This window comes from Labrenzia sp. THAF35 (assembly GCF_009363595.1).
GTDB classification, from domain to species: Bacteria; Pseudomonadota; Alphaproteobacteria; order Rhizobiales; family Stappiaceae; genus Roseibium; species Roseibium algicola.
Window position 1 is genome coordinate 2,202,942 of sequence record NZ_CP045380.1, and the last position, 20,329, is coordinate 2,223,270.

Genomic DNA, 20,329 nt, shown 5'->3' on the forward strand with positions numbered 1-20,329 from the left:
CAGGAGCGCCAGTTGTTACAAGGGAGCCCGCCACCGCATGGCCGACAGCAAAGACCGTGAAAGCAACCGCCTTAGCGCTCGCATGGGGCGCTACGCCAAAGTCGGCACCAACATGGGTGGCATAGCCGCAAAGGTGGCCGGGGCACGATTGTTCGGCATGGAACTCGACAATGCCAAGAACGCGGCCGAACTGGCCGCGGCCCTTGGCGGGCTGAAAGGCCCCTTGATGAAGGTGGCGCAGCTCTTGTCGACGATCCCGGATGCATTGCCGCCGGAATATACGACCGAACTTGCCAAGCTGCAGGCCAGTGCCCCCCCCATGGGCTGGGCCTTCGTCAAACGCCGGATGCGGGCTGAGCTCGGTGCGGACTGGCAAGGCCGGTTTGCCGAATTCGGCAAGGAGCCGGCCGCAGCGGCTTCCCTTGGACAGGTGCACCGGGCCACCGGCCATGATGGGCGCGTTCTGGCCTGCAAGCTGCAATATCCGGACATGGCTTCTGCAGTCGAGGCGGATCTCAAGCAACTGCAGATGCTGTTTTCATTGCACCGGCGCATGAGCCCGGCCATCGATACGCGCGAGATCGCCAAGGAAATCAGCGCCCGGGTCCGTGAGGAGCTGGACTATGCCAGGGAAGCGGCACATATCGCCGTCTATCAGGGCATCCTGGGAGATTTCGACCGTATCCGCGTACCCGAAGTGATCCCGGAGCTGTCGACCAAACGCCTGCTCACAATGGGGTGGCTCACCGGAAAACCTTTGCTCGACTACAAGGAACACAGCCAGGACGAGCGCAATCTGCTCGCCAGAACCATGTTCCATGCCTGGTGGCATCCGTTCAGTCATTTCGGCGTCATCCACGGTGACCCACATCTGGGCAACTACACCGTGTTCGAGCAGGAAGGCGCTCCGGCGGGCATCAATCTGCTGGACTACGGCTGCATCCGCATCTTCCCCGAGGCGTTTGTCGAGGGCGTTGTCGAACTCTATCGGGGCCTTCTGGAAGAAAATGACGATCGGGTGGTCGCGGCCTATGAGCGTTGGGGCTTCAAGGACCTGAAAAAGGAAGTTATCGAGGTCCTCAACATCTGGGCAAGGTTCATCTACGGTCCCCTGCTCAGTGACCGCGTCCGATCGATCGCGGACGGCGTGTCGGCTGCCGAATACGGACGCAAGGAAGCCTTCCGCGTTCATTCCGCCCTGAAGCAACTGGGGCCGCTGACGGTGCCACAGGAGTTCGTCTTCATGGACCGGGCGGCAATCGGGTTGGGCGGAGTGTTCCTGCACCTGCGGGCGGAACTCAATTTCTTTGAGCTGTTCAACGAGCAGATCGACGGTTTTGAAGCGGCAACCGTGCACAAGCGCCAGAACGATGTACTCGCTTCAGCCGGGCTTGCCGGAGCCTCACATGCTGCCTGATTGTGCGAAGGATTTCAGTGCGAAAAGGGATGCCAAAGCCAAAGCTGTCAAAAAGTCGCGACCTGTGTGACGAAATGTGCACTTCCCGTCATTGCCGAACCGGCAGGCTTTATTGTATGTAGGCTGCCGACTATCGAATTTTCCTGGGGGACTTCATGTCTGACGAAACTGCGCCCGCAATGGACTATGACGCTCACGAGCAGACTTACGAGGGGTTCATCAACTTCTCCAAGATCGGCACGATCGCAGTCCTGACCATTGTCGTCTGCCTGATCATGTTCGCCTTTGGCGGCACCGCTGCTACCGTTTTTGGCTGGCTGCTGCTGATCGCAACCCTCATTGCCACCGCTGTCGGCATGGCTCTGGGTGCATCCGGCTGGATCCCGCCTGCAGCTGTCTTCGTTCTGAGCGGCATCCTGGCGATCCTGACCGTCTGAGCTTGGCCTCCGGCCTTCAGGGTCCGGCCAGCAAAGACGAACACATCTGTTTTTGGAAAGGCGCGGTCAGATCCGCGCCTTTTCCTTTTGTTCTTGGACCCCAAGTGCGATGAGCCAAGCCGCGCCAGCATCCTTTGTCTATGACCCGCCGCTGGAGCCGTTTCTGACGGTGCTGCACGCAGATGACGATCTTCTGGTCATCGACAAGCCGAGCGGGCTCTTGAGCGTCCCAGGCAAGGCTGCCGAACATGGCGACTGCGTCGAAAGCCGCGCGCAGGAGCGCTTCCCAGATGCGCGGATCGTTCACCGGCTCGACATGGATACGTCCGGTGTCATGGTTCTGGCAAGGAACCCCGCAGCACATCGGCATCTGGGGCTTCAGTTTGAACGGCGCAAGACGCTCAAGACCTACATTGCCGATATCTGGGGGAGCCCGTCAGAAGACGAGGGAGAAATTGATCTGCCGCTCGTTTGCGACTGGCCGAACAGGCCCAAGCAGATGGTCAGCTTCGAGTTTGGCAAACCTGCGCTCACCAGGTGGAAGGTACTTGAGCGGAAAGAACTGACGACGCGGGTCCGGCTGTTTCCCCATACGGGACGGTCGCATCAACTGCGTGTCCACATGCTTTCGCTCGGGCATCCAATCACCGGCGACAGGTTCTATTCGGAAGGTGAGGCGCTGACAGCCTCCAGCAGGCTTGCGCTTCACGCCGAAACGCTTGAACTGCACCATCCGGCGCATGGGGAGCGGATCTGTTTCCGGTCCGAAGTACCGTTCTGACGCTCATCGGTAATGGTCATTGGTTTGCCGGTCAGCTCAAGACGGCTGACCAAGATCGCGATCAGGCGTTCGCCAGATATCTTTCCATCTGCAGGTCGGGATAGAGCTCCCGCATGCGGTGACCGCAGATCTTGTCGATGATTTCGCATTCCTGACGGGACAGGTTTTGAGGCGGCGTATAGGAAACTTCTGGCTCGAAGTTCGTTGCAGACGTCGGTTTCCAGGTGTTGATCTTCGTGTCGGCCACTTCGGGCTTGATGCCCGTCAGATTGGTGAAGGCCTCTATCCGGTCGATATTCTCCTGAAGGTTTTCCGTCAGGTCCTCATATTCGATGACGTGCAGCATTGCCGGCAGGTTCTCGAACTGATTGCGCTTCAGCGTGACGATCACTTCCGTGTTTGCGATCCACTCGGTGCAGCCTTCGACAAGCTTCGACAGGTCAGTGATCCAGCCCTTCGACTTCTGCGACCGCAGGACATCGTAGACATTCCGATAGATGTAGATGCATTTGAGGTCGCTGATCAGGTCCGACGTCTTGACGACGCTTTGAAAGGAAACATTGGGAACCTTTACCGCCCAGATATCCTTGTCGATTGCCTGTGTCGCATCGTCGTAGCTCTGTCTGTAGACCTGCACGGCTCCAACCAGCGCATGGGTTGGAAATTCTGCCGGCAGATCCAGGCCAACCATCCAGTAGTCATAGTTCTCTTCGAAGATATTGTTCCACTCGAAGGCTTGCCGTTCCTGGTTGTTCTGGACGTTTACAATCTCCTTGTGGGCAAACTCGCACAAGTTGATGATGCGGCGACCACAGGTTTCCCCGTAGCAAATTCCGTTTTCCGAGCTTGTGATCAGCCGTTGCAGGAGCGTTGTTCCTGAACGCGTGGTCGGCGAAGTTACGAGAATGGGACTGGCTGTCATGGTGCGAAGCTGGCTTTTCTTCGTCTGGAACGGCGGTCTCGTGGCGAATCGCTTTGGAAACGCTAACACGATTGAACGCTGACGTCGAAAAGGGTGCGTTTGCGCAACCTGCGCTCGCAGCGATGTGCGAGCGCGATACTGGATGAAAAGGCTTGCTGGATACCGTGGGCGGATCAGCCGTTGCCGACGCGGCCAAGACCTTCGCGGGCGATCTTGTTGGAGTTGTCCAGCGTGATCGCACGGGTGTAGCTCCGGCGCGCATCCTTCGGATTGTTGAGCATTTCCTGGGCAAGGCCCCGGTTCGCCCAGGCAATAGCGGAATCCCGGTCGAGGTTGACAGCCATCGACAAGTCCGAGAAGGCGGCGTTCGGGTCGTTTACCGCGATGTAGGAGATGCCGCGAGCGATATAGGGAGCGCTTGCCTTCGGGTTCAGGCCGATGGCGGTCGCGAAGTCCTCGATCGCGCGCTGATGCTGGTTCTGCGCCTGGTAGATCAGGCCGCGATTGTAGAACGCACGGGCATCGCTGCTGTCACGGGTGATGACGGAATTGAAGTCGGCAAGGGCAGCGTTGTAGTTGCCCTGTTGGCGATAGATGTTGCCACGCCCGACATAGGCCACGTCATAGTCCGGCTTGATGTTGATCGCGCGGGTGTAGTCGGAGACCGCCTGATCGTTCTGGCCCATTCGGCGATAGACAAGACCGCGGTTGGCATAGGTCTGGTAGGACTGCGGGTTGAGCTGCAGAGCCCGATTGAAGTCCTCGACCGCCTTGTCCAGCTTGCCGGCCTGGCCGTAGGCGATGCCGCGGGTGCTGTAGGCGCTTGCATCGTTCGGATTGGCATCGATCACCGCCGTCAGAGAGGCGATGTTGGTCGAAGATCCGGCCGAAGCATTGGTCGGCACATCGTCGTAGACGCCCGTGGTGCAGGCCGACAGAACGGCAGCAAGGCCAAGCAACGTTGCATAAGGCAGAAACTTGCGCATGCGGCACATACGATCTCTAAGGGTCAAGCGATTAGACATGCCGTTCATCTGCCTCCAATAGGGCGGGAGTATGGCTGCTTCACGCTCTTTGAACCGAGCCGGAAGCATTCCCCGCAAAACGCCAAAAGCCGACCGGAACTTCGGTCGGCCTTAGGGCAGTTTTGAGAAGATTGGCGGCCAAATCCGCCAGAAACGCTCAAGCCGAACTTAGCGGCGAGCGGACTTGCCCGGGAGCAGGCCTTCACGCTGTGCCCGCTTGCGAGCCAGCTTGCGTGCACGGCGAATTGCTTCAGCCTTTTCACGCGCCTTCTTTTCAGACGGTTTTTCAAAGTGACCGCGAAGTTTCATTTCACGGAAGATGCCTTCGCGCTGCATCTTTTTCTTGAGCGCCTTCAGCGCTTGATCGACATTGTTGTCGCGAACCAGAACCTGCACGCGTTTTTTCCCGTTTTCGATGCGCTGCAGAGGATCCGCAGCAAGAATAACCATGATGGAAGCGAGGCTTCGCCAACGAACCTTACGGTGGTTTCAAAAACACATGCGAATGCCCATCGGTTTACCGATCAACCAAGCATCCACTTGTGTACAGAGACCTTATCGCCGCTGACGCGTCGCTCACTTTGGCGCGCTTAATACCAGAGCAAACCCTATGTGTCCACAGGCATTCGCAAAGAAACCCGCCAAAATCGGATTCCGGCACCCGCGCCGGAGCGTGTCCCCAACCCGTAGAACAAGTGTGGACACCGGACAGTATCACGACTAGAGGTGGATGTCTCACCCCGGTCAGAAGAGCCTCGTGCAAGAAGGCGTGACCTTGCCCACATTGTTGGAGGAAACAATGGCGCAGAACGCGTCAAGGGCTCCCGATTCGGACAAGAGCCAGTCCCTTTGGCGGAGCGACATACGGCCTACCCTTTCTCTGGGGTTGCCGCTTGCCGGGGCCCAGTTGGCCCAGATGGCCATCAATACCACGGACGTTCTGATGATCGGACGTCTCGGCGCGCAGGAGCTTGCTGCCTCCGTGCTGGCCTTCAATTTCTACATGCTGGTCTGGTTTTTCGGCATGGGTGTGCTGCAGGCGGTGATTCCGCTTGCCGCCCGTGCCCGCGGCCAGAAAAAGCTGCGCGACCTACGCCGGGCCGTGCGCATGGGTTTCTGGATTTCCGTCCTGTTCTGCATTCCGGTCTGGGGCATCCTGATCTTCATCGAGCCTATTCTGCTGATGCTGGGGCAGGAGCCGGAACTGGCCAGGCTCGCGGGAGTCTACATGGTCTATCTGCAATGGACCATGTTGCCCGCTCTGCTGATCATGGCCGTGCGCGGCTTCCTGACCGTAATGGAGCGGACGCAGGTGGTGCTCTGGGCGACGATTGCCGGTGCCATCGCGAATGCGTTCCTGGATTATGTGCTGATTTTCGGCGAACTCGGTTTCCCGCGCCTGGAACTGGTTGGGGCGGGGATTGCCTCGGTTATCAGTGCGACAACGACATTCCTGTTCCTGCTGGCGTATGCCGTGCTGCACCCCAGGCTGCGGCGCTACAACATTCTTGGCCGTATCTGGCGGTCGGACTGGCCTGTCTTCTTCCAGATCGTCCGGCTGGGAACGCCGATTGCACTGACCATCATTGCAGAGGGCTCCCTGTTCACCGCCTCGTCGGTGATGATCGGCTGGCTGGGCACGCTGCCGCTTGCCGGTCACGGCATCGCCCTGCAGATCGCATCCATCACCTTCATGGTGCCTGTCGGACTGTCCGTGGCCGCCATGACCCGCGTCAGCCTTGCTTCCGGGCGGGACGACCACAAGGGGGTCGGCCGCGCCGGCTGGACCGCGCTGGTCGTGACCATGCTGTTCATGGGCCTATTTGCCATTCTCTTCTGGACGATCCCGGAGCAGCTGGTGGGGGCATATCTCGACCTCAGCGACCCTGAAGCCAGGCAAGTTATGGCCTATGGCGTCTCGTTCCTGACGGTTGCGGCACTGTTCCAGCTTGCCGATGGCGGCCAGATTATCGGCGTCAATAACCTGCGCGGCCTGGGCGACACCACGATACCGCTTTTCTATGCCTTGTTTGGATACTGGGTCGTCGGCATCAGCCTGTCGCTTGGACTTGGTTTCGTGGCCGAATGGGGCGGGGTCGGTGTCTGGTGCGGCCTGGCGGGTGGCCTTGCCTCCGTCGCGGTGCTGGCGAACCTGCGCTTTGCCCGGCGGGAGAAGCTGGGTCTCGTGCCCGGCTGAGCCAGCCCCGTGTCGGCAACGTATCGGCGTCAAAACCAGAAAGCCCCGGCTCGTGTCCGGGGCTTTTTAGTGCTTTTCAGATGGTCCTGTTCAGGACTTTTCCGAGATCCGGTTGACGTGGCCCATCTTGCGGCCTTCGCGGGTTTCGGCCTTGCCGTAAAGATGCAGACGGGCGGCGGGTTCCTTGAGAACCTCGTGCCAGCTGTCGGCGTCGAAACCGATGAGATTTTCCATGACGGCATCCGAATGCCGCTCTGCAGAGCCAAGAGGCCAGCCGGCGACAGCACGAATGTGCTGGTCGAACTGGGACGTCAGGCAGGCGTCCTGCGTCCAGTGGCCGGAATTGTGAACGCGCGGCGCAATCTCGTTGACCAGCAGCCTTTCGCCCGCAGCCTCGCGCACCAGGAACATTTCAACGCCCATGACACCGACATAATCCAGACCGGCAACAATCTTCCCGGCCATCGCACGGGCTGCGTCCAGCGTGGCCTGCGAGACGCCGGCCGGAACGGTCGAGGTCTTCAGGATGTGGTTTTCGTGGTGGTTCCGGGCAACGTCGTAGCAGGCAATGCCGCCGTCCAGGTCGCGTGCGACAATCACGGAGACTTCACACTCGAAGGGGATAAGCGCTTCGAGCACCATCGGTACCGCGCCGAGTTTTTCGAAGGCGCCGTCGGCATCCTCGGGCTTGCGGATCATCTGCTGCCCTTTGCCGTCATAGCCGAAGCGGCGGGTCTTCAGTACGCCCTTACCGCCAAAACGCGCGACGGCTTCATCGAGATCCTGCTGCGAGGCAATGTCGGCGAAGTCGGCAATGGCAACACCGGCACCGGAGAGAAACTGCTTTTCGAACAGCCGATCCTGGGAAACCTCCAGCGCGCGTACACCGGGGCGCACCGGAACCTTGGCGTCGAGATGGGCAGCGGTCGGACCCGGCACGTTTTCGAATTCATAGGTGACGGCGTCGACGGAAGAGGCGAAGCGGTCGAGAGCGTCGATGTCCTCATAGGGCGCAACCGTGAAGGTGGCGCTGACGTCAAAAGCGGGACTGTTCGGATCCGGGCAGAAAATATGTGTCTTCAGACCAAGGCTGGCGGCCGATTGTGCCAGCATCCGGCCGAGCTGGCCTCCACCAAGGATGCCGATGGTGTCGCCTGGGCTCAAACGGGTTTTGGCGTTCATGGTATGGATCCTACCCGCGTCGGGCTATTTCAGTCGTTGGATGGCGTTTCGGCGACGGCGGCAGTGCGCTCGGCGCGGAAGGCGGTAAGGGCGGCGTCGATTGCCGGATCATGCAGGGCCAGGACAGCAGCGGCCAGCAGGGCGGCGTTGGTGGCACCCGCCTTGCCGATGGCAAGCGTGCCGACCGGAATGCCGGCGGGCATCTGCACGATGGACAGGAGACTGTCCTCGCCGGAAAGCGCCTTGCTTTCGACCGGAACACCGAAGACGGGCAGCGGCGTCAGGGCCGCAGTCATGCCTGGAAGATGGGCTGCACCGCCTGCGCCTGCGATGATGATCTTGAAGCCTTCGGCCTTTGCGCTCTTGGCGAAGTCGTACATCCGGTCCGGCGTGCGGTGGGCGGAGACGATGCGTGCCTCGTAGCTGACACCGAGCTGGTCCAGCGTGTCGGCGGCGTGTTTCATTGTCGGCCAGTCCGACTGACTTCCCATGATGATGGCGACATCCGCTTTGGCCATAAAATGCTCCAGTTTCCGGCGGGCTCAGAAGAGCCGCGGAGTATAGGCAGCGCGCCGCGCATCGCAAGCGCGAATCGGCAGATTTCGTGTCGGAAATTCACATTCGGGGTGCATGGTGCCGATGCGGGAAACCCGGTGGCAGGCAAGCTCAGGCGATGATGTCCGGGAACAGCTGATCCTCAAGTGCCGTGATCCGGTCCTTGATCATCAGTTTCTTCTTCTTCAGCCGCTGCAGCTGCAAGGCATCTTGGTTCGAAGTTGAGGCGAGTGCCTCCACGGCCGCATCAAGATCTCTGTGTTCCTGGCGAAGCTGCGCCAGTTGCAAACGCAACGCATCACTATCCATCTGCGCCATCTATGTCCCCCAAACAGGAGATAAGTCCTAATCCATTTTGCCGATGACGGGCAAGATATCATCTTAGGCCAGCCGGTGGCCGGTTTTCAAAAGTCCCTTGCTTTCGTCACGCGAACCGGGGTGCAGGTCACGATTTCGTATGTTGAAAACTTGTGAACTGGCAAATCTTTCAAGGGTAATTTTCGTGAGTTTTAAGTGTCTTAATTGGGGCCGCTTCTTCAGGGTTTCCTAAGGATAGCCGCGAGAATGCATAATTTGACGGCGAAACGCTCAAGCTATGCGCAAAGAACAATCGACAACGTCGGAATTCCTGTGGCACGATGAAAATGTTGAGCCAACAGACAGGAGGTTATCCATGTCAATGCAGTCGCATCTCGCAGAACTTGAGCGCCGTCACGCGGAAATGGAACGCAAGATTGAAGACGCTCAGTTACATCCGAGTACAGACTCCCTGCAATTGGCTGACATGAAGCGTCAAAAGCTCAAGATCAAGGATGAGATTACGCGAATACGGGAAAAGGAAACGCTCCATTAGAGGGCAGTTCCACTGAGATTGAACGCCGCGCATTGCGCGGCGTTTTTGTTTTCAGCCGCTAGAGCGCCTTTGCCTGCTCGCGCAGGGCGAATTTCTGGATTTTACCTGTCGAGGTCTTGGGCAATTCGCAGAAGACAACAGTCTTAGGAGCCTTGAAGCTGGCAAGGTGCTGCCTGCAGAAGGCAATCAGGTCGGCCTCGCTAACCGTTGACCCGTCCTTCAGCTCGACAAAGGCACAAGGGGTTTCGCCCCATTTCTCGTCCGGTTTCGCCACCACAGCCGCGGCCTGCACGTCGGCGTGCTTGTAGAGCACTTCTTCCACTTCGATGGAGGAGATGTTCTCGCCGCCGGAGATGATGATGTCCTTGGACCGGTCCTTCAGCTGGACATAGCCGTCGGGATGCAGGACGCCGAGGTCTCCGGAATGGAACCAGCCGCCCTTGAAGGCCTTCTCTGTCGCTTCCGGGTTTTTCAAATAGCCCTTCATCACGACATTGCCGCGGAACATGACCTCGCCAAGGGTCTCGCCATCGGCGGGCACCGGCTCCAGCGTTTCCGGGTCGAGCACCGTCAGACCTTCCAGCGCGACATAGCGTACGCCCTGGCGTGCCTTTTTCTGTGCCTGTTCGGCAAGCGGCAGGTCGTTCCATTCGACCTTCCAGTCGTTGACGACCGCCGGGCCGTAGACTTCCGTAAGGCCATAGAGATGGGTGACGTTGAAACCGGCGGTCTTCATGGCTGCGAGCACGCTTTCCGGCGGCGGGGCGGCGGCTGTGAAGAATTCCACTTCGCGGTCAAGATCGCGCTTGTGCTCGGGCGCTGCGTTGAGGAGCGTCGACATGATGATCGGCGCGCCGCACAGGTGGGTGACGCCTTCATCGGCAATCAGGTCCCACATGGTTTGCGGGCGGACCCAGCGCAGACAGACATGGGTTCCGGCGACAAGCGACAGGGACCAGGGAAAGCACCAGCCGTTGCAGTGGAACATCGGCAGGGTCCAGAGGTAGACCGGGTGCTTGGCCATGGAGGCGGTAATCACATTCGCCTGGGCCAGCAGATAGGCGCCGCGGTGGTGGTAGACCACGCCCTTCGGATTGCCCGTGGTGCCGGAGGTGTAGTTGAGCGCGATCGCATCCCATTCGTCATCCGGAAGCGACCAGGCAAAGTCCGGGTCGCCCGATTGCACGAATTCCTCATAGTCGAGGCTGCCGAGACGTTCGCCTTCCTGCGGAAATTCGGTGTCGGAAAAGTCGATCACGGTAGGTGTCACCGTCGCAATCGACAGGGCTTCCTTGACGACCGGCGCATATTCACGATCGGTGATCAGCACCTTGCAATCGGCATGGTCGAGCTGGAAGGCAATGATAGCAGCATCGAGGCGTGTGTTCATGGAATGCAGAACCGCACCGGCCATCGGCACCCCGTAGTGGGCTTCCAGCATCGGCGGCACGTTGGACAGCATGACGCTGACCGTGTCGTTCTTGCCGATTCCGAGCCGCGTCAATGCGGATCCAAGCTGGCGCGCCCGCCGGTAAAAGGTCCGGTAGTCGGTCCGCTGACGGCCATGGACGATCGCAACCGTGTCCGGAAACACATCCGCCGCCCTTGCCAGGAAGCTCAGCGGACTGAGCGGTGCATAATTGGCGGTGTTCTTGTCGAGACCCCGGGCGAAGGGGTTGACGCTGGCATCCATGACCATCCTCCCTGAAGCATCCCGCCAGCAGATGGGAACGGGATGCCAAAAACGTCTTGAGACCACTCTGGTGCCCTCCGCCACATGGGGGAACGGCACGGTGACCGGTTGATTTTGGCCGTATCAAAACCGGAAACGGTTTGCCGCGCAATTGGTCATTGGCGGGGGTATCCCCTTAGACGATCCACCCTGCACGCCATGTCAGGCAAGAAGGCCGACAATTCCGTCATAAGTCAGCTTGGCGCCGATCACGCCCATGAAGATATAGATGATGGCGTAGAACATTTCCGCCTTGACGATGCGCACCAGCCAGACGCCGACAAGTGTTGCCACCAGCGCAACTGGAAACAGCGTGACGGAAGTCGACAGGTTGGTGGCGTCGAATTGTCCCAGCAGGAAATAGGGCACCAGCTTGATCGCATTCACGGTGGCGAAAAAGATGACCGCCGTTCCGGCAAACATCATGGGCGCCATGCGCAGCGGCAGCATGTACATCTGAAAGGGTGGGCCGCCGGTGTGGCTGATGAAGCTGGTGAAGCCTGCCATCATGCCCCAGAACGTGCCTTTCGGCAGATTGTGGCCGCTCGCGGTGGTGATCTTGCGCTGCTTGAAGAGATAATCGGCGACGAAGGCCAGGGACATTATGCCGATCAGGAAGATGACGAAGGAGTCGTTGACATAGGCGGCCGTGGCCCAGCCGATGCCAATGCCCATCACGGCCGCGGGCAGCAGAATGCTGAGGGTTTTCCAGTCAGCACGGCCGCGATAGGCAATCAGCGCGACAATGTCCATCACGATCAGGATCGGCAACATGATGCCGGCGGCCTGCAGCGGTGAAATGACGAGCGCCATGATCGGCACTCCAAGCATGGCGAAGGTACCGCCGAACCCGCCCTTGGACAGGCCGACCAGAAAGACCGACGGAATGGCGGCCGCATAGAACCAGGGATCAGTAATTGGGATCATGTGCTGAGAAACGCGAGGAGTAGAACGGACAGGCCCGGCAGACAATCATGCCAGAGTGCTTACGTAAAGTCCCGAAGGCCGAATTGCCTATAAGCGGAGGCTTGCAATTTCGGGTGCCCTTACAGCACTCTAGGCCGCAAAAGCCGGAGCTGTGTCTCCGGGCTTGTGTTTGGGAGGACATTGTCATGGCAAGCCGGTATCACGAGATCTACCAGGGCTGGAAACAGGATCCGCTCGGGTTCTGGAGAGAGGCCGCTGAGGAAATCGACTGGGTCTCGACGGGCGACAAGGTGTTCGATCCCGATCAGGGGCAATATGGCCGCTGGTATCCGGATTGGGAGTGCAACACCTGCTACAACTGCCTGGACCGGCACGTGGAGCGCGGTCGTCCCGGCCAGCCGGCACTTATCTACGACAGCCCGATTACCGGACGGACAGCAAGCTACACCTATGCGGAGCTTCTGGAAGAGGTGGAGGCCATGGCCTGCGTGCTGGCCGACCAGGGCCTCGTCAAGGGCGACCGGGCCATCATCTACATGCCGATGATCCCCCAGGCCGTGATGGCGATGCTGGCTTGTGCGCGTCTTGGTGTCATTCATTCCGTCGTCTTCGGCGGGTTCGCCGCAAACGAACTGGCAACGCGAATCGATGATGCGACCCCGAAGGCAATCATCGCAGCGTCCTGCGGCATCGAGCCGGGCCGCGTCATTGCCTACAAGCCCCTGATCGATCAGGCCATCGATATTGCCAGGCACAAGCCGGAAAGCTGCCTCGTCTTCCAGCGCGAGGAACTGACGGCGGACCTGAAAGCGGGCAGGGACCACGATCTCGGAGTTCTTCAGGCAGATGCTGTCGCGGCCGGGCGCAGGATCGCGCCGGTTCCGGTGAAGGCAACCGACCCGCTCTATATTCTCTACACTTCCGGCACGACCGGTCAGCCGAAGGGTGTCGTTCGCGATAACGGCGGCCACATGGTGGCGCTGAAATGGTCGATGCAGAACCTTTACGACATTCAGCCGGGGGAAGTTTTCTGGGCGGCATCAGACGTCGGCTGGGTGGTTGGCCATTCCTACATCTGCTACGCGCCGCTATTGCACGGCTGCACCACGATCGTGTTCGAGGGCAAGCCTGTGGGGACACCGGATGCGGGAACGTTCTGGCGGGTTATTTCCGACCACAACATCGTATCGCTGTTCACGGCGCCGACTGCCTTCAGGGCGATTCGCAAGGAAGACCCGAAAGGCGAGCTGATCCAGAAATATGATCTGTCCCAGTTCCGGTCCCTGTTTCTGGCGGGGGAGCGTGCGGACCCTGAGACGGTCAACTGGGCCATCGACCAATTGCAGGTGCCGGTGATCGACCACTGGTGGCAGACGGAAACCGGCTGGTGCATCGTCGGCAATCCGGTTGGTCTCGGCCAGTTGCCGGTCAAGCCGGGGTCTCCCACCGTGCCGATGCCCGGCTACGACGTTCAGGTGCTGGACGATGCCGGCCATCCGCTGGGCGCCAATACGCTTGGCAACATCGTGGTGCAACTGCCGCTGCCGCCGGGTTCATTGCCGACTTTGTGGAATGCGGACAAGCGATTCTTCGATGCCTATCTCGCCGAGTTCCCCGGTTACTACAAGACCGCGGATGCCGGGATCATTGATGACGACGGGTATCTGTCGATCATGGCGCGGACCGACGACATCATCAACGTTGCCGGCCACCGACTGTCGACCGGCGGCATGGAAGAGGTGCTGGCCACGCATCCCGATGTTGCCGAATGTGCCGTCATCGGCATTGCAGACAAACTGAAAGGCCAGCTGCCTTGCGGGTTCGTTGTTCTGAAAGCCGGTGTCGACCGGACCCACGACGAGATCGAGAAGGAGCTTATCAAGCTGGTGCGCGACAAGATCGGCCCGGTGGCGGCGTTCAAGATCGCGATCACCGTCGACCGGTTGCCGAAAACGCGTTCCGGCAAGATCCTTCGAGGCACCATGCGCCAGATTGCCGACGGAGAAAGCTGGAAAATGCCGGCCACGATCGACGATCCGGCAATCCTGGACGAGATTACCGAAGCGCTCAAAACACACGGAATTTCCGTCTGAATTGACCAGGTGACGTTGCTGGAGGGCGATAACAGCCATCGACACAGCCGTTTTTGACACTTAATGTCGGGCCGCCGCGAAGCGGCCCGCGCTATTTGCGCATCAGAATTAAACTCAAGCAGCCGTGAGGTTTCCGTGTCTTTGGAGAATAAGGTCGCCATCATTACCGGGGCAGCCCGTGGGATCGGATTTGCAGTCGCCAAGCGCTTTGTCGCCGATGGCGCGAAGGTCGTGATTGCCGATGTGGATGACGAAGCCGGTGAAGCCGCGGCTGAAGATCTGAAATCGCAGGGCGAGGCAATGTACATCCATTGCAACGTCGCTGAACGTCTGGACGTTCGCAATCTGGTTGCCGAAACGCTGAACGCCTATGGCGATATCGATGTGCTGGTCAACAACGCCGGTATCGTGGTCGGCGCGGATTTCCTCGACCTGGAAGAAGAGGATTTCGAGCGCGTCCTGTCGATCAACCTGAAGGGCGCTTTCCTGTGCTCGCAGGCCGTTGCCCGCCACATGGTGGAAAAGGTTCAGAACGGTGGCGAGCCGGGCTGCATCGTCAACATGTCGTCGGTCAACTCGGTGCTCGCGATCCCGAATCAGATCCCCTACTGCGTTTCCAAGGGTGGCATGTCGCAGCTGACCAAGACGACCGCCCTGTCGCTTGCCCAGTACGGTATCCGCGTCAACGCCATCGGGCCGGGCTCGATCATGACCGAGATGCTGGCGTCGGTGAACAGCGATCCGGCGGCGAAGAACCGCATCCTGTCGCGGACGCCGATGCTGCGCGTCGGCGAACCGTCCGAAATCGCCAGCGTTGCCGCGTTCCTGGCGTCCAGCGATGCCAGCTACGTCACCGGTCAGACGATCTTCGCCGACGGTGGCCGCATGCCGCTCAACTACACGGTCGCGGTTCCCGACGACGCGTGATTTGACATCGGCATTCATCAGCCAAGAAGGGCGGCAGTCATGCCGCCCTTTTCACGTATGACGGGCTATGCGGTTTCCGCGTCCAGCTCGGCACCAAACTGCAGCCTAGCAAGCTTGGCATAAAGGCCACCGGCAGCGGTCAGTTCGCCGTGTGTCCCGGTTTCGACAATCCGGCCGTTTTCCATCACCACGATCCTGTCTGCCTTGAGAACCGTCGCCAGCCGGTGCGCGATCACCAGTGTGGTCCTGTTCTCCATCAACCGGTCGAGGGCTTGCTGGACCAGATTTTCGCTTTCCGCATCGAGCGCGCTTGTGGCTTCGTCCAGCAGCAGAACGGGTGCGCGTTTCAGGACGGCACGGGCAATGGCAATGCGCTGGCGCTGGCCGCCGGAAAGGGTTATGCCGCGTTCGCCGACGATGGTGTCGTAGCCGTCCGACATCTTCTCGATGAAGGGGGCCGCAAGCGCTGCTTCCGCGGCGGCGATGACTTCTTCCTGGCTGGCGTCCGGGCGTCCGTAGGCGATGTTCTCCGCAATGCTGGCGCCAAAGATAGCCGTGTCCTGCGGCACCAGTGCGATATGGCGGCGCAGGTCTTCCGGGTCGAGATCCGGCAGGGCAACGCCATTGAGGCGGATGTCACCCGAGACGGGATCGTAGAACCGCATCAGCAGGCTGAAGAGGGTCGACTTGCCTGCGCCGGAAGGTCCGACCACGGCAACTGTTTCGCCCGGCGATATGGTGAGGCTGAGGTCGCGGACGACAGGCATTTTCTCCGCGTTGCGATAGGCGAAGGACACATCCTGGAAGACGATCTCGCCGCGTGGCGTCTCAGGCAGGCTGACCGGGTTTTCAGGTGCGGCGATTTCCGGCTGGATTTCCAGAAGTTCCGACAGGCGCTCTGCCGCGCCGGCTGCCTGTGAGAGTTCGCCCCAGACCTCGGAGAGGGCAGCCAGGGATCCGGCCGCCAGAATGGAATAGAGCAGGAACTGGCTGAGTTCACCGCCGGTAATCCTGCCGGAGAAGACGTCGCTCGCACCGATCCAGAGGACGGCGACGATGCTGGCCCCGATCACCATGATGGCAAAGCCGGTCAGCGCAGCGCGGGCGACGATTGCCTGACGGGCAGCCTGGAAGGCGGCATTGACGGCATCTGCGTAGCGGCCTGCGCTGCGGCTTTCATGGGTAAAGGCCTGAAGCGTGCGGACCGAGCCCAACATCTCGCTTGCATAGGCTGATGCTTCAGCAAGGGTATCCTGGGCAAAGCGGGACCTTCTGCGCACCTGGCGCCCGAAGCCGAGGATTGGAATGAGAATGACCGGGATAGCTGCCAGGACGATGACGGAAAGCCGTGGACTGGTGACGACCATCATCACGGCAGCGCCCAGAAACATGATCAGGTTGCGCATGGCAAGCGACGCGCTGGAGCCGAAGGCAGCCTTGATCTGGGTGGTGTCGGCCGTCAAACGGGAGAGGATTTCCCCGGATTTGGCGCTGTCGTAAAAGACCGGGCTGAGCCTGGTCATATGAGCAAAGACATCGGAGCGCACATCGGCGACGACCCGTTCGCCAATCCACATGACCAGGAAATAGCGGACGGAACTGGCAGTTGCGAGAGCGCACACCACGCCGATCAGCACGGCGAAATAGGAATTGACCAGCGCGGGGTCATCGGCGCCGAAGCCGAAGTCGATCATCCGGCGGACCGCCGCAGGAAGAACAAGCGTTATGACAGCGGCCGAGAACAGGGCTGCGACTGCCGCTGCAACCATGGTCTTGTGCCGGAAGAGATACGGCAGCAGCCGGGTAAGCGGGCGAAGCGATCTGCGGGACTTTCCGGATGGGGATTGGGTTTCGTTGGCAGGGGCGTCGGCCACTGGGGTCTCCTTGTTGTTCCTTCCCGTCTTAGCATGTTCCGCAGTGCGGACAATGACTTTGGACAAAGCCGCCAAGAGCTTTAAAAGGGCTTTGCCGGAGGAAAGCGGGCCGCGTCGGCGAGGGGTTGAAATCCTTTGCCGGAGATAGCTGGAAATTGCCGGAATTTGCCCCTTGTCTTGGCTCCTTCCATGGGGTATATCCCCGCCTCATGTTTCTGAGGGCGGCGTCCGCAACCGGATCGGCGGCCCCTCATTTCGTTTTGCGTTTGCTTGGCGGCTTTCCCGGAAGGTTGTCACAGGGCGCTTGAAAGGACCGGCCATGAAAGCGGATATTCATCCCGACTACCACACCATCAAGGTCGTCATGACCGATGGCACCGAATACACCACCCGCTCCACTTATGGTGCGGAAGGCGACACCCTGACGCTCGACATCGACCCGACGTCCCACCCGGCATGGACCGGTGGCGACCGTCAGCTGATGGACCGCGGCGGCCGCGTGTCCCGCTTCAAGAACAAGTTCGCTGGCTTCCTGGGCTCCTAAGCTTCAGCCACGACAGTTTCAAACGAAAAACCCGGCCTCTGGCCGGGTTTTTTGTGTTTTGAGGTCCGCAGGAAGCACAGCTGGTACAGTGTCACCCAGGGCGAGCGCCGCGAGATCCTGGGTTTACCCGTTTCCTGAGAGCTGGCCAGAGAGCTGACCAGAGACCTGACAAGTGACTTGGCCAGAAAACTGGAGCGTGTTGATCTTCATCAGCAAACCCTGGCGCTTCGGCACTTGGCGTTGAGAGCAGGTTTCGGATCTACGCTTCGCTACTCGGGAGGCGTCCTGGGGCTTTACTGGGATCCGGCGCAGGCTCACCCAAAACAAAAAGCCGCCTTGCGGCGGCTTTTCGAATTCGAAAGAGGTTGATCGGACTTAGCCGAACTTGCCGAATGCGGCGTGCAGCTTGTTGATCTGGGAAGCGACCGGATTGTCGTTCGTGGCTTCCTCGACCTGCTCTGCGTCCTTGCGGTACAGCATCTTGTCGAGGTGGACGACGCGTTCCTGCAGCCGGGAAGAGCGGTCAACCAGCTCGCGCAATGTTTCCGGCAGATCAGTCCAGGTTGGGCCGCCCGCAGCTGTGGACAGCTTGTCGAGGCGAACCTTGTTCTTCTCACTGCCGGCCTGCTCACGGGACATCTCGCCCTCGTTGACCGCACGCTGCAGCAGCAGCCATGAGGCCAGCTGCATGAGCCGGGTGGTCAGACGCATGGACTCCGTCGCGTAGGCGAGGGAGGCAGGACGCGGAAGCTGCTTGGCTTCTTCGCGGCCGTTGCCGTCCAGGTACATTGCGGTTTCCTCGACCAGCGACATGCCTTCCTGAAACAGGCTCTGGAAGCTGTCGGAGCTGGCAAGGTGATGCGCGATATGAACTGCGCTTCCTGTGTCACCGGCTTTTTTGATGTCGTCCGTCATAGGATTGCTAAGCCTCAATTACTCTTCCGGTTATCCTGCCATCTCTTCTTGGTCTGTCCCGGGATATGACATCCCGTTTCAGGTGTTCCTTTTTGGAACGTTGCAGGTCTTCATGGCCTGTATCCAGCAAAGCGCGTGCCAAACGGACAGGTAAACGGCCATTAACCAGAACATTGACAAGATACTATGAGGCGTTGGCAAAAAAAAGAGCCGCTTGGTTGCGGCTCTGAGTCTTTAACAGGGAGGCGTCAAACAGAGTGGACAGGAGCCACTCACATCCAGATGACTGGATAGCTATGTTTATATTTTAGAAAGATTAATAAGAGGTAAACGAGTAAATTTTTACCTATCAGCTTTACTGTAAGTGCGTGTCAAAAAAGGACATAAACTCAATTTCTGTAATAATTTACAGGGTCACTTCTGGAAAATTGAGTTGGCTGCATCGCGAATAGTGCCGCGTTGCTCAAGCTCCTTCTGGGTACGGTTAATTTCACCCTTCAGAGCTTCGATCCGTTCCTGCAGCTCCGCCTCGGAAAGACGAGACAGTTCTTCCCCTACGGTAACTGCGCCAACTGGTGATTTTTTGGGGACATCTTCATCAAACAGGTTCATCGGTTTCCTCCTCTGCGGTCCCAGATCGGGGTCCGGCCGCGTTTCCGACCGTTATTTAACCCGAGCCCGGGCGGGTTGCCTCGCCGGGCTGTTTTCCTGCAAATAGACAGACGCTCGATTTACCATATGCCAGGCACAGTTGGCCTAGCCAGTCCCAAAATGAACCAAAAAGGAAACGCCTCTATGCAGAATCTGCCGGATCGCATGACCGCCGTTGCCATTTCAGAGCCCGGAGGACCAGAGGTTCTGCGCGTTGAAGAACGGTCCATTCCCGAATTGGGACAAGGTGAGATCCTGATCAAGGTGGCGGCTGCCGGTGTCAACCGGCCGGATGTCCTGCAGCGCAAGGGAGCCTATCCGCCGCCGAAGGGCGCGTCCGATCTGCCGGGGCTAGAAGTCTCTGGCGAAGTGGTGGCTCTGGGCGAGGGAGCAGGTCGGCACAAGATCGGTGACAAGGTAACGGCGCTCGCCCCTGGCGGCGGCTATGCGACCTACTGCAAGGTGCCGGAAGGACATGCCCTGCCGGTTCCCAAGGGGCTTTCCATGGTGGAGGCCGCAGCCGTTCCGGAAACTTTCTTCACTGTCTGGACCAATGTGTTCGATCGCTGCGGCCTGAAAAGCGGAGAGCGCTTCCTGGTGCATGGCGGCACCTCGGGTATCGGCACGACGGCAATCCAGCTCGCGAAGGCTTTCGGCGCCGAAGTCTTCACCACTGTCGGGTCGGCGGAAAAGGCCGAGGCGGTGAAAAAGCTCGGCGCGGACCATGCCATCAACTACCGTGAAGCGAAGTTCGAAAAGGTGATCCTGGAGATCACGGGCGGCGAAGGGGTTGACGTGATCCTGGACATGGTCGGTGGTGACTATGTTGAACGGAACTGGAAAGCCGCAGCGGTGGAAGGGCGTATCTGCCAGATCGCGACGCTGAACGGCATTGCGGAGAACGTCAATTTCTCTCGCCTGATGGTCAAGCGCCTGACCCATACGGGGTCGACGCTGCGTCCACGCAGCGATGCGTTCAAGACGGCAATTGCCGAAAGCCTGAAAGAGAAGGTCTGGCCGCTGCTCGAATCGAGCAAAGTCGCGCCCGTGATGGATTCCACCTACCCCTTGGCCGAGGCCGCGGAAGCCCATCGGCGCATGGAAGGCTCTGGCCATATTGGAAAAATCGTCCTGACGGTGGATGTCTGATGCCGGATGGAAACCTGCAACTGCGCGATTGTTACGCGAGTATTTGCGTTTCCGTGTTTTTCGACATATATTCCGGCCACTTTCCAGGAAACTGATCAAGGAACACCGCTTTTTCGCCCTGCCGGGCGAGGGAGCAGACGAGAGGAAT

General features: G+C 59.6%; 20 protein-coding genes. 9 read left to right on the plus strand and 11 right to left on the minus strand.

The window, feature by feature from the left end:
* The first annotated feature begins 37 nt into the window (after window positions 1-37).
* The 3 genes from FIU93_RS10115 (at window position 38) to FIU93_RS10125 (ending at window position 2,635) form a co-directional block, all read left to right on the plus strand.
* Complete coding sequence (locus FIU93_RS10115; RefSeq protein ID WP_152505509.1) at window positions 38-1,417, plus strand: AarF/ABC1/UbiB kinase family protein; 1,380 nt, start codon at window positions 38-40, stop codon at window positions 1,415-1,417.
* 155 nt (window positions 1,418-1,572) lie between these two features.
* On the plus strand, window positions 1,573-1,854 hold the full coding sequence (locus FIU93_RS10120; RefSeq protein WP_023003505.1) for an aa3-type cytochrome c oxidase subunit IV: 282 nt from the start codon (window positions 1,573-1,575) through the stop codon (window positions 1,852-1,854).
* A 109-nt stretch (window positions 1,855-1,963) separates the two neighbouring features.
* On the plus strand, window positions 1,964-2,635 hold the full coding sequence (locus FIU93_RS10125; protein ID WP_023003504.1) for an RluA family pseudouridine synthase: 672 nt from the start codon (window positions 1,964-1,966) through the stop codon (window positions 2,633-2,635).
* Between the two features lie 61 nt (window positions 2,636-2,696).
* Here FIU93_RS10125 and FIU93_RS10130 read toward each other — a convergent pair whose 3' ends face one another.
* The 3 genes from FIU93_RS10130 to rpsU all read right to left on the minus strand — a co-directional run bounded on the left by FIU93_RS10130 (window position 2,697) and on the right by rpsU (window position 4,978).
* Entirely contained in the window at window positions 2,697-3,557 is an 861-nt protein-coding gene (locus FIU93_RS10130; protein ID WP_023003503.1) for a sulfotransferase domain-containing protein, read from the minus strand.
* A 173-nt stretch (window positions 3,558-3,730) separates the two neighbouring features.
* Complete coding sequence (locus FIU93_RS10135) at window positions 3,731-4,582, minus strand: tetratricopeptide repeat protein (RefSeq protein WP_209010330.1); 852 nt, start codon at window positions 4,580-4,582, stop codon at window positions 3,731-3,733.
* Between the two features lie 168 nt (window positions 4,583-4,750).
* Window positions 4,751-4,978, minus strand: coding sequence for a 30S ribosomal protein S21 (rpsU, locus tag FIU93_RS10140; RefSeq protein ID WP_008188883.1), 228 nt, complete (start codon window positions 4,976-4,978; stop codon window positions 4,751-4,753).
* A 403-nt stretch (window positions 4,979-5,381) separates the two neighbouring features.
* Here rpsU and FIU93_RS10145 point away from each other — a divergent pair, with 403 nt between their 5' ends.
* Entirely contained in the window at window positions 5,382-6,779 is a 1,398-nt protein-coding gene (locus FIU93_RS10145) for an MATE family efflux transporter (protein WP_173017297.1), read from the plus strand.
* A gap of 90 nt (window positions 6,780-6,869) precedes the next feature.
* On the opposite strand, the gene FIU93_RS10150 is transcribed toward FIU93_RS10145, so the two are convergent.
* From FIU93_RS10150 to FIU93_RS10160, 3 genes are all read right to left on the minus strand, one after another.
* Window positions 6,870-7,961: a 5-(carboxyamino)imidazole ribonucleotide synthase gene (locus FIU93_RS10150; protein WP_152505510.1), complete on the minus strand. Its 1,092-nt coding sequence runs from the start codon at window positions 7,959-7,961 to the stop codon at window positions 6,870-6,872.
* Window positions 7,962-7,990: 29 nt separating this feature from the next.
* The gene (gene purE, locus FIU93_RS10155; RefSeq protein ID WP_055661187.1) at window positions 7,991-8,479 is read right to left on the minus strand and encodes a 5-(carboxyamino)imidazole ribonucleotide mutase; all 489 of its coding nucleotides are present in this window, start codon (window positions 8,477-8,479) and stop codon (window positions 7,991-7,993) included.
* A gap of 148 nt (window positions 8,480-8,627) precedes the next feature.
* Window positions 8,628-8,834 carry a DUF465 domain-containing protein gene (locus FIU93_RS10160; protein ID WP_023003497.1) on the minus strand — a complete coding sequence of 69 codons (207 nt, stop codon included), beginning with the start codon at window positions 8,832-8,834 and terminating at the stop codon, window positions 8,628-8,630.
* Between the two features lie 355 nt (window positions 8,835-9,189).
* Here FIU93_RS10160 and FIU93_RS10165 point away from each other — a divergent pair, with 355 nt between their 5' ends.
* A complete protein-coding gene (locus FIU93_RS10165; RefSeq protein WP_031270536.1) occupies window positions 9,190-9,369 on the plus strand; it encodes a DUF465 domain-containing protein in 180 nt (59 codons plus the stop codon).
* 58 nt (window positions 9,370-9,427) lie between these two features.
* Here the strand turns inward: FIU93_RS10165 and FIU93_RS10170 are convergent, their stop codons facing one another.
* Together FIU93_RS10170 and FIU93_RS10175 are read right to left on the minus strand one after the other, a co-directional pair.
* Window positions 9,428-11,062, minus strand: a complete 1,635-nt coding sequence (locus FIU93_RS10170) for an acyl-CoA synthetase (RefSeq protein ID WP_055661270.1) — start codon at window positions 11,060-11,062, stop codon at window positions 9,428-9,430.
* A gap of 201 nt (window positions 11,063-11,263) precedes the next feature.
* A complete protein-coding gene (locus FIU93_RS10175; RefSeq protein ID WP_152505511.1) occupies window positions 11,264-12,028 on the minus strand; it encodes a sulfite exporter TauE/SafE family protein in 765 nt (254 codons plus the stop codon).
* A 185-nt stretch (window positions 12,029-12,213) separates the two neighbouring features.
* Here FIU93_RS10175 and FIU93_RS10180 point away from each other — a divergent pair, with 185 nt between their 5' ends.
* Together FIU93_RS10180 and FIU93_RS10185 are read left to right on the plus strand one after the other, a co-directional pair.
* The gene (locus FIU93_RS10180; protein ID WP_152505512.1) at window positions 12,214-14,121 is read left to right on the plus strand and encodes a propionyl-CoA synthetase; all 1,908 of its coding nucleotides are present in this window, start codon (window positions 12,214-12,216) and stop codon (window positions 14,119-14,121) included.
* Window positions 14,122-14,256: 135 nt separating this feature from the next.
* Complete coding sequence (locus FIU93_RS10185; protein ID WP_055661189.1) at window positions 14,257-15,048, plus strand: 3-oxoacyl-ACP reductase family protein; 792 nt, start codon at window positions 14,257-14,259, stop codon at window positions 15,046-15,048.
* 65 nt (window positions 15,049-15,113) lie between these two features.
* Here the strand turns inward: FIU93_RS10185 and FIU93_RS10190 are convergent, their stop codons facing one another.
* Window positions 15,114-16,922, minus strand: coding sequence for an ABC transporter transmembrane domain-containing protein (locus FIU93_RS10190; protein ID WP_152505513.1), 1,809 nt, complete (start codon window positions 16,920-16,922; stop codon window positions 15,114-15,116).
* A gap of 319 nt (window positions 16,923-17,241) precedes the next feature.
* Here FIU93_RS10190 and rpmE point away from each other — a divergent pair, with 319 nt between their 5' ends.
* Complete coding sequence (gene rpmE / locus FIU93_RS10195) at window positions 17,242-17,466, plus strand: 50S ribosomal protein L31 (protein WP_006932159.1); 225 nt, start codon at window positions 17,242-17,244, stop codon at window positions 17,464-17,466.
* Window positions 17,467-17,841: 375 nt separating this feature from the next.
* On the opposite strand, the gene FIU93_RS10200 is transcribed toward rpmE, so the two are convergent.
* Together FIU93_RS10200 and FIU93_RS10205 are read right to left on the minus strand one after the other, a co-directional pair.
* Window positions 17,842-18,381, minus strand: coding sequence for a DUF1465 family protein (locus FIU93_RS10200; RefSeq protein ID WP_023003489.1), 540 nt, complete (start codon window positions 18,379-18,381; stop codon window positions 17,842-17,844).
* A 414-nt stretch (window positions 18,382-18,795) separates the two neighbouring features.
* Window positions 18,796-18,993, minus strand: a complete 198-nt coding sequence (locus tag FIU93_RS10205; protein WP_152505514.1) for a DUF1192 family protein — start codon at window positions 18,991-18,993, stop codon at window positions 18,796-18,798.
* A 183-nt stretch (window positions 18,994-19,176) separates the two neighbouring features.
* Here FIU93_RS10205 and FIU93_RS10210 point away from each other — a divergent pair, with 183 nt between their 5' ends.
* Window positions 19,177-20,181, plus strand: a complete 1,005-nt coding sequence (locus FIU93_RS10210) for an NAD(P)H-quinone oxidoreductase (RefSeq protein ID WP_152505515.1) — start codon at window positions 19,177-19,179, stop codon at window positions 20,179-20,181.
* The last annotated feature ends 148 nt before the right edge of the window (window positions 20,182-20,329 follow it).

Coding starts and splice junctions, on each gene's coding strand:
- FIU93_RS10115 (WP_152505509.1), top strand. CDS start 38: ATGGCCGACAGCAAAGACCGTGAAAGCAACCGCCTTAGCGCTCGCATG.
- FIU93_RS10120 (WP_023003505.1), top strand. CDS start 1,573: ATGTCTGACGAAACTGCGCCCGCAATGGACTATGACGCTCACGAGCAG.
- FIU93_RS10125 (WP_023003504.1), top strand. CDS start 1,964: ATGAGCCAAGCCGCGCCAGCATCCTTTGTCTATGACCCGCCGCTGGAG.
- FIU93_RS10130 (WP_023003503.1), bottom strand. CDS start 3,557: ATGACAGCCAGTCCCATTCTCGTAACTTCGCCGACCACGCGTTCAGGA.
- FIU93_RS10135 (WP_209010330.1), bottom strand. CDS start 4,582: ATGTCTAATCGCTTGACCCTTAGAGATCGTATGTGCCGCATGCGCAAG.
- FIU93_RS10145 (WP_173017297.1), top strand. CDS start 5,382: ATGGCGCAGAACGCGTCAAGGGCTCCCGATTCGGACAAGAGCCAGTCC.
- FIU93_RS10150 (WP_152505510.1), bottom strand. CDS start 7,961: ATGAACGCCAAAACCCGTTTGAGCCCAGGCGACACCATCGGCATCCTT.
- purE (WP_055661187.1), bottom strand. CDS start 8,479: ATGGCCAAAGCGGATGTCGCCATCATCATGGGAAGTCAGTCGGACTGG.
- FIU93_RS10160 (WP_023003497.1), bottom strand. CDS start 8,834: ATGGCGCAGATGGATAGTGATGCGTTGCGTTTGCAACTGGCGCAGCTT.
- FIU93_RS10165 (WP_031270536.1), top strand. CDS start 9,190: ATGTCAATGCAGTCGCATCTCGCAGAACTTGAGCGCCGTCACGCGGAA.
- FIU93_RS10170 (WP_055661270.1), bottom strand. CDS start 11,062: ATGGATGCCAGCGTCAACCCCTTCGCCCGGGGTCTCGACAAGAACACC.
- FIU93_RS10175 (WP_152505511.1), bottom strand. CDS start 12,028: ATGATCCCAATTACTGATCCCTGGTTCTATGCGGCCGCCATTCCGTCG.
- FIU93_RS10180 (WP_152505512.1), top strand. CDS start 12,214: ATGGCAAGCCGGTATCACGAGATCTACCAGGGCTGGAAACAGGATCCG.
- rpmE (WP_006932159.1), top strand. CDS start 17,242: ATGAAAGCGGATATTCATCCCGACTACCACACCATCAAGGTCGTCATG.
- FIU93_RS10200 (WP_023003489.1), bottom strand. CDS start 18,381: ATGACGGACGACATCAAAAAAGCCGGTGACACAGGAAGCGCAGTTCAT.
- FIU93_RS10205 (WP_152505514.1), bottom strand. CDS start 18,993: ATGAACCTGTTTGATGAAGATGTCCCCAAAAAATCACCAGTTGGCGCA.
- FIU93_RS10210 (WP_152505515.1), top strand. CDS start 19,177: ATGCAGAATCTGCCGGATCGCATGACCGCCGTTGCCATTTCAGAGCCC.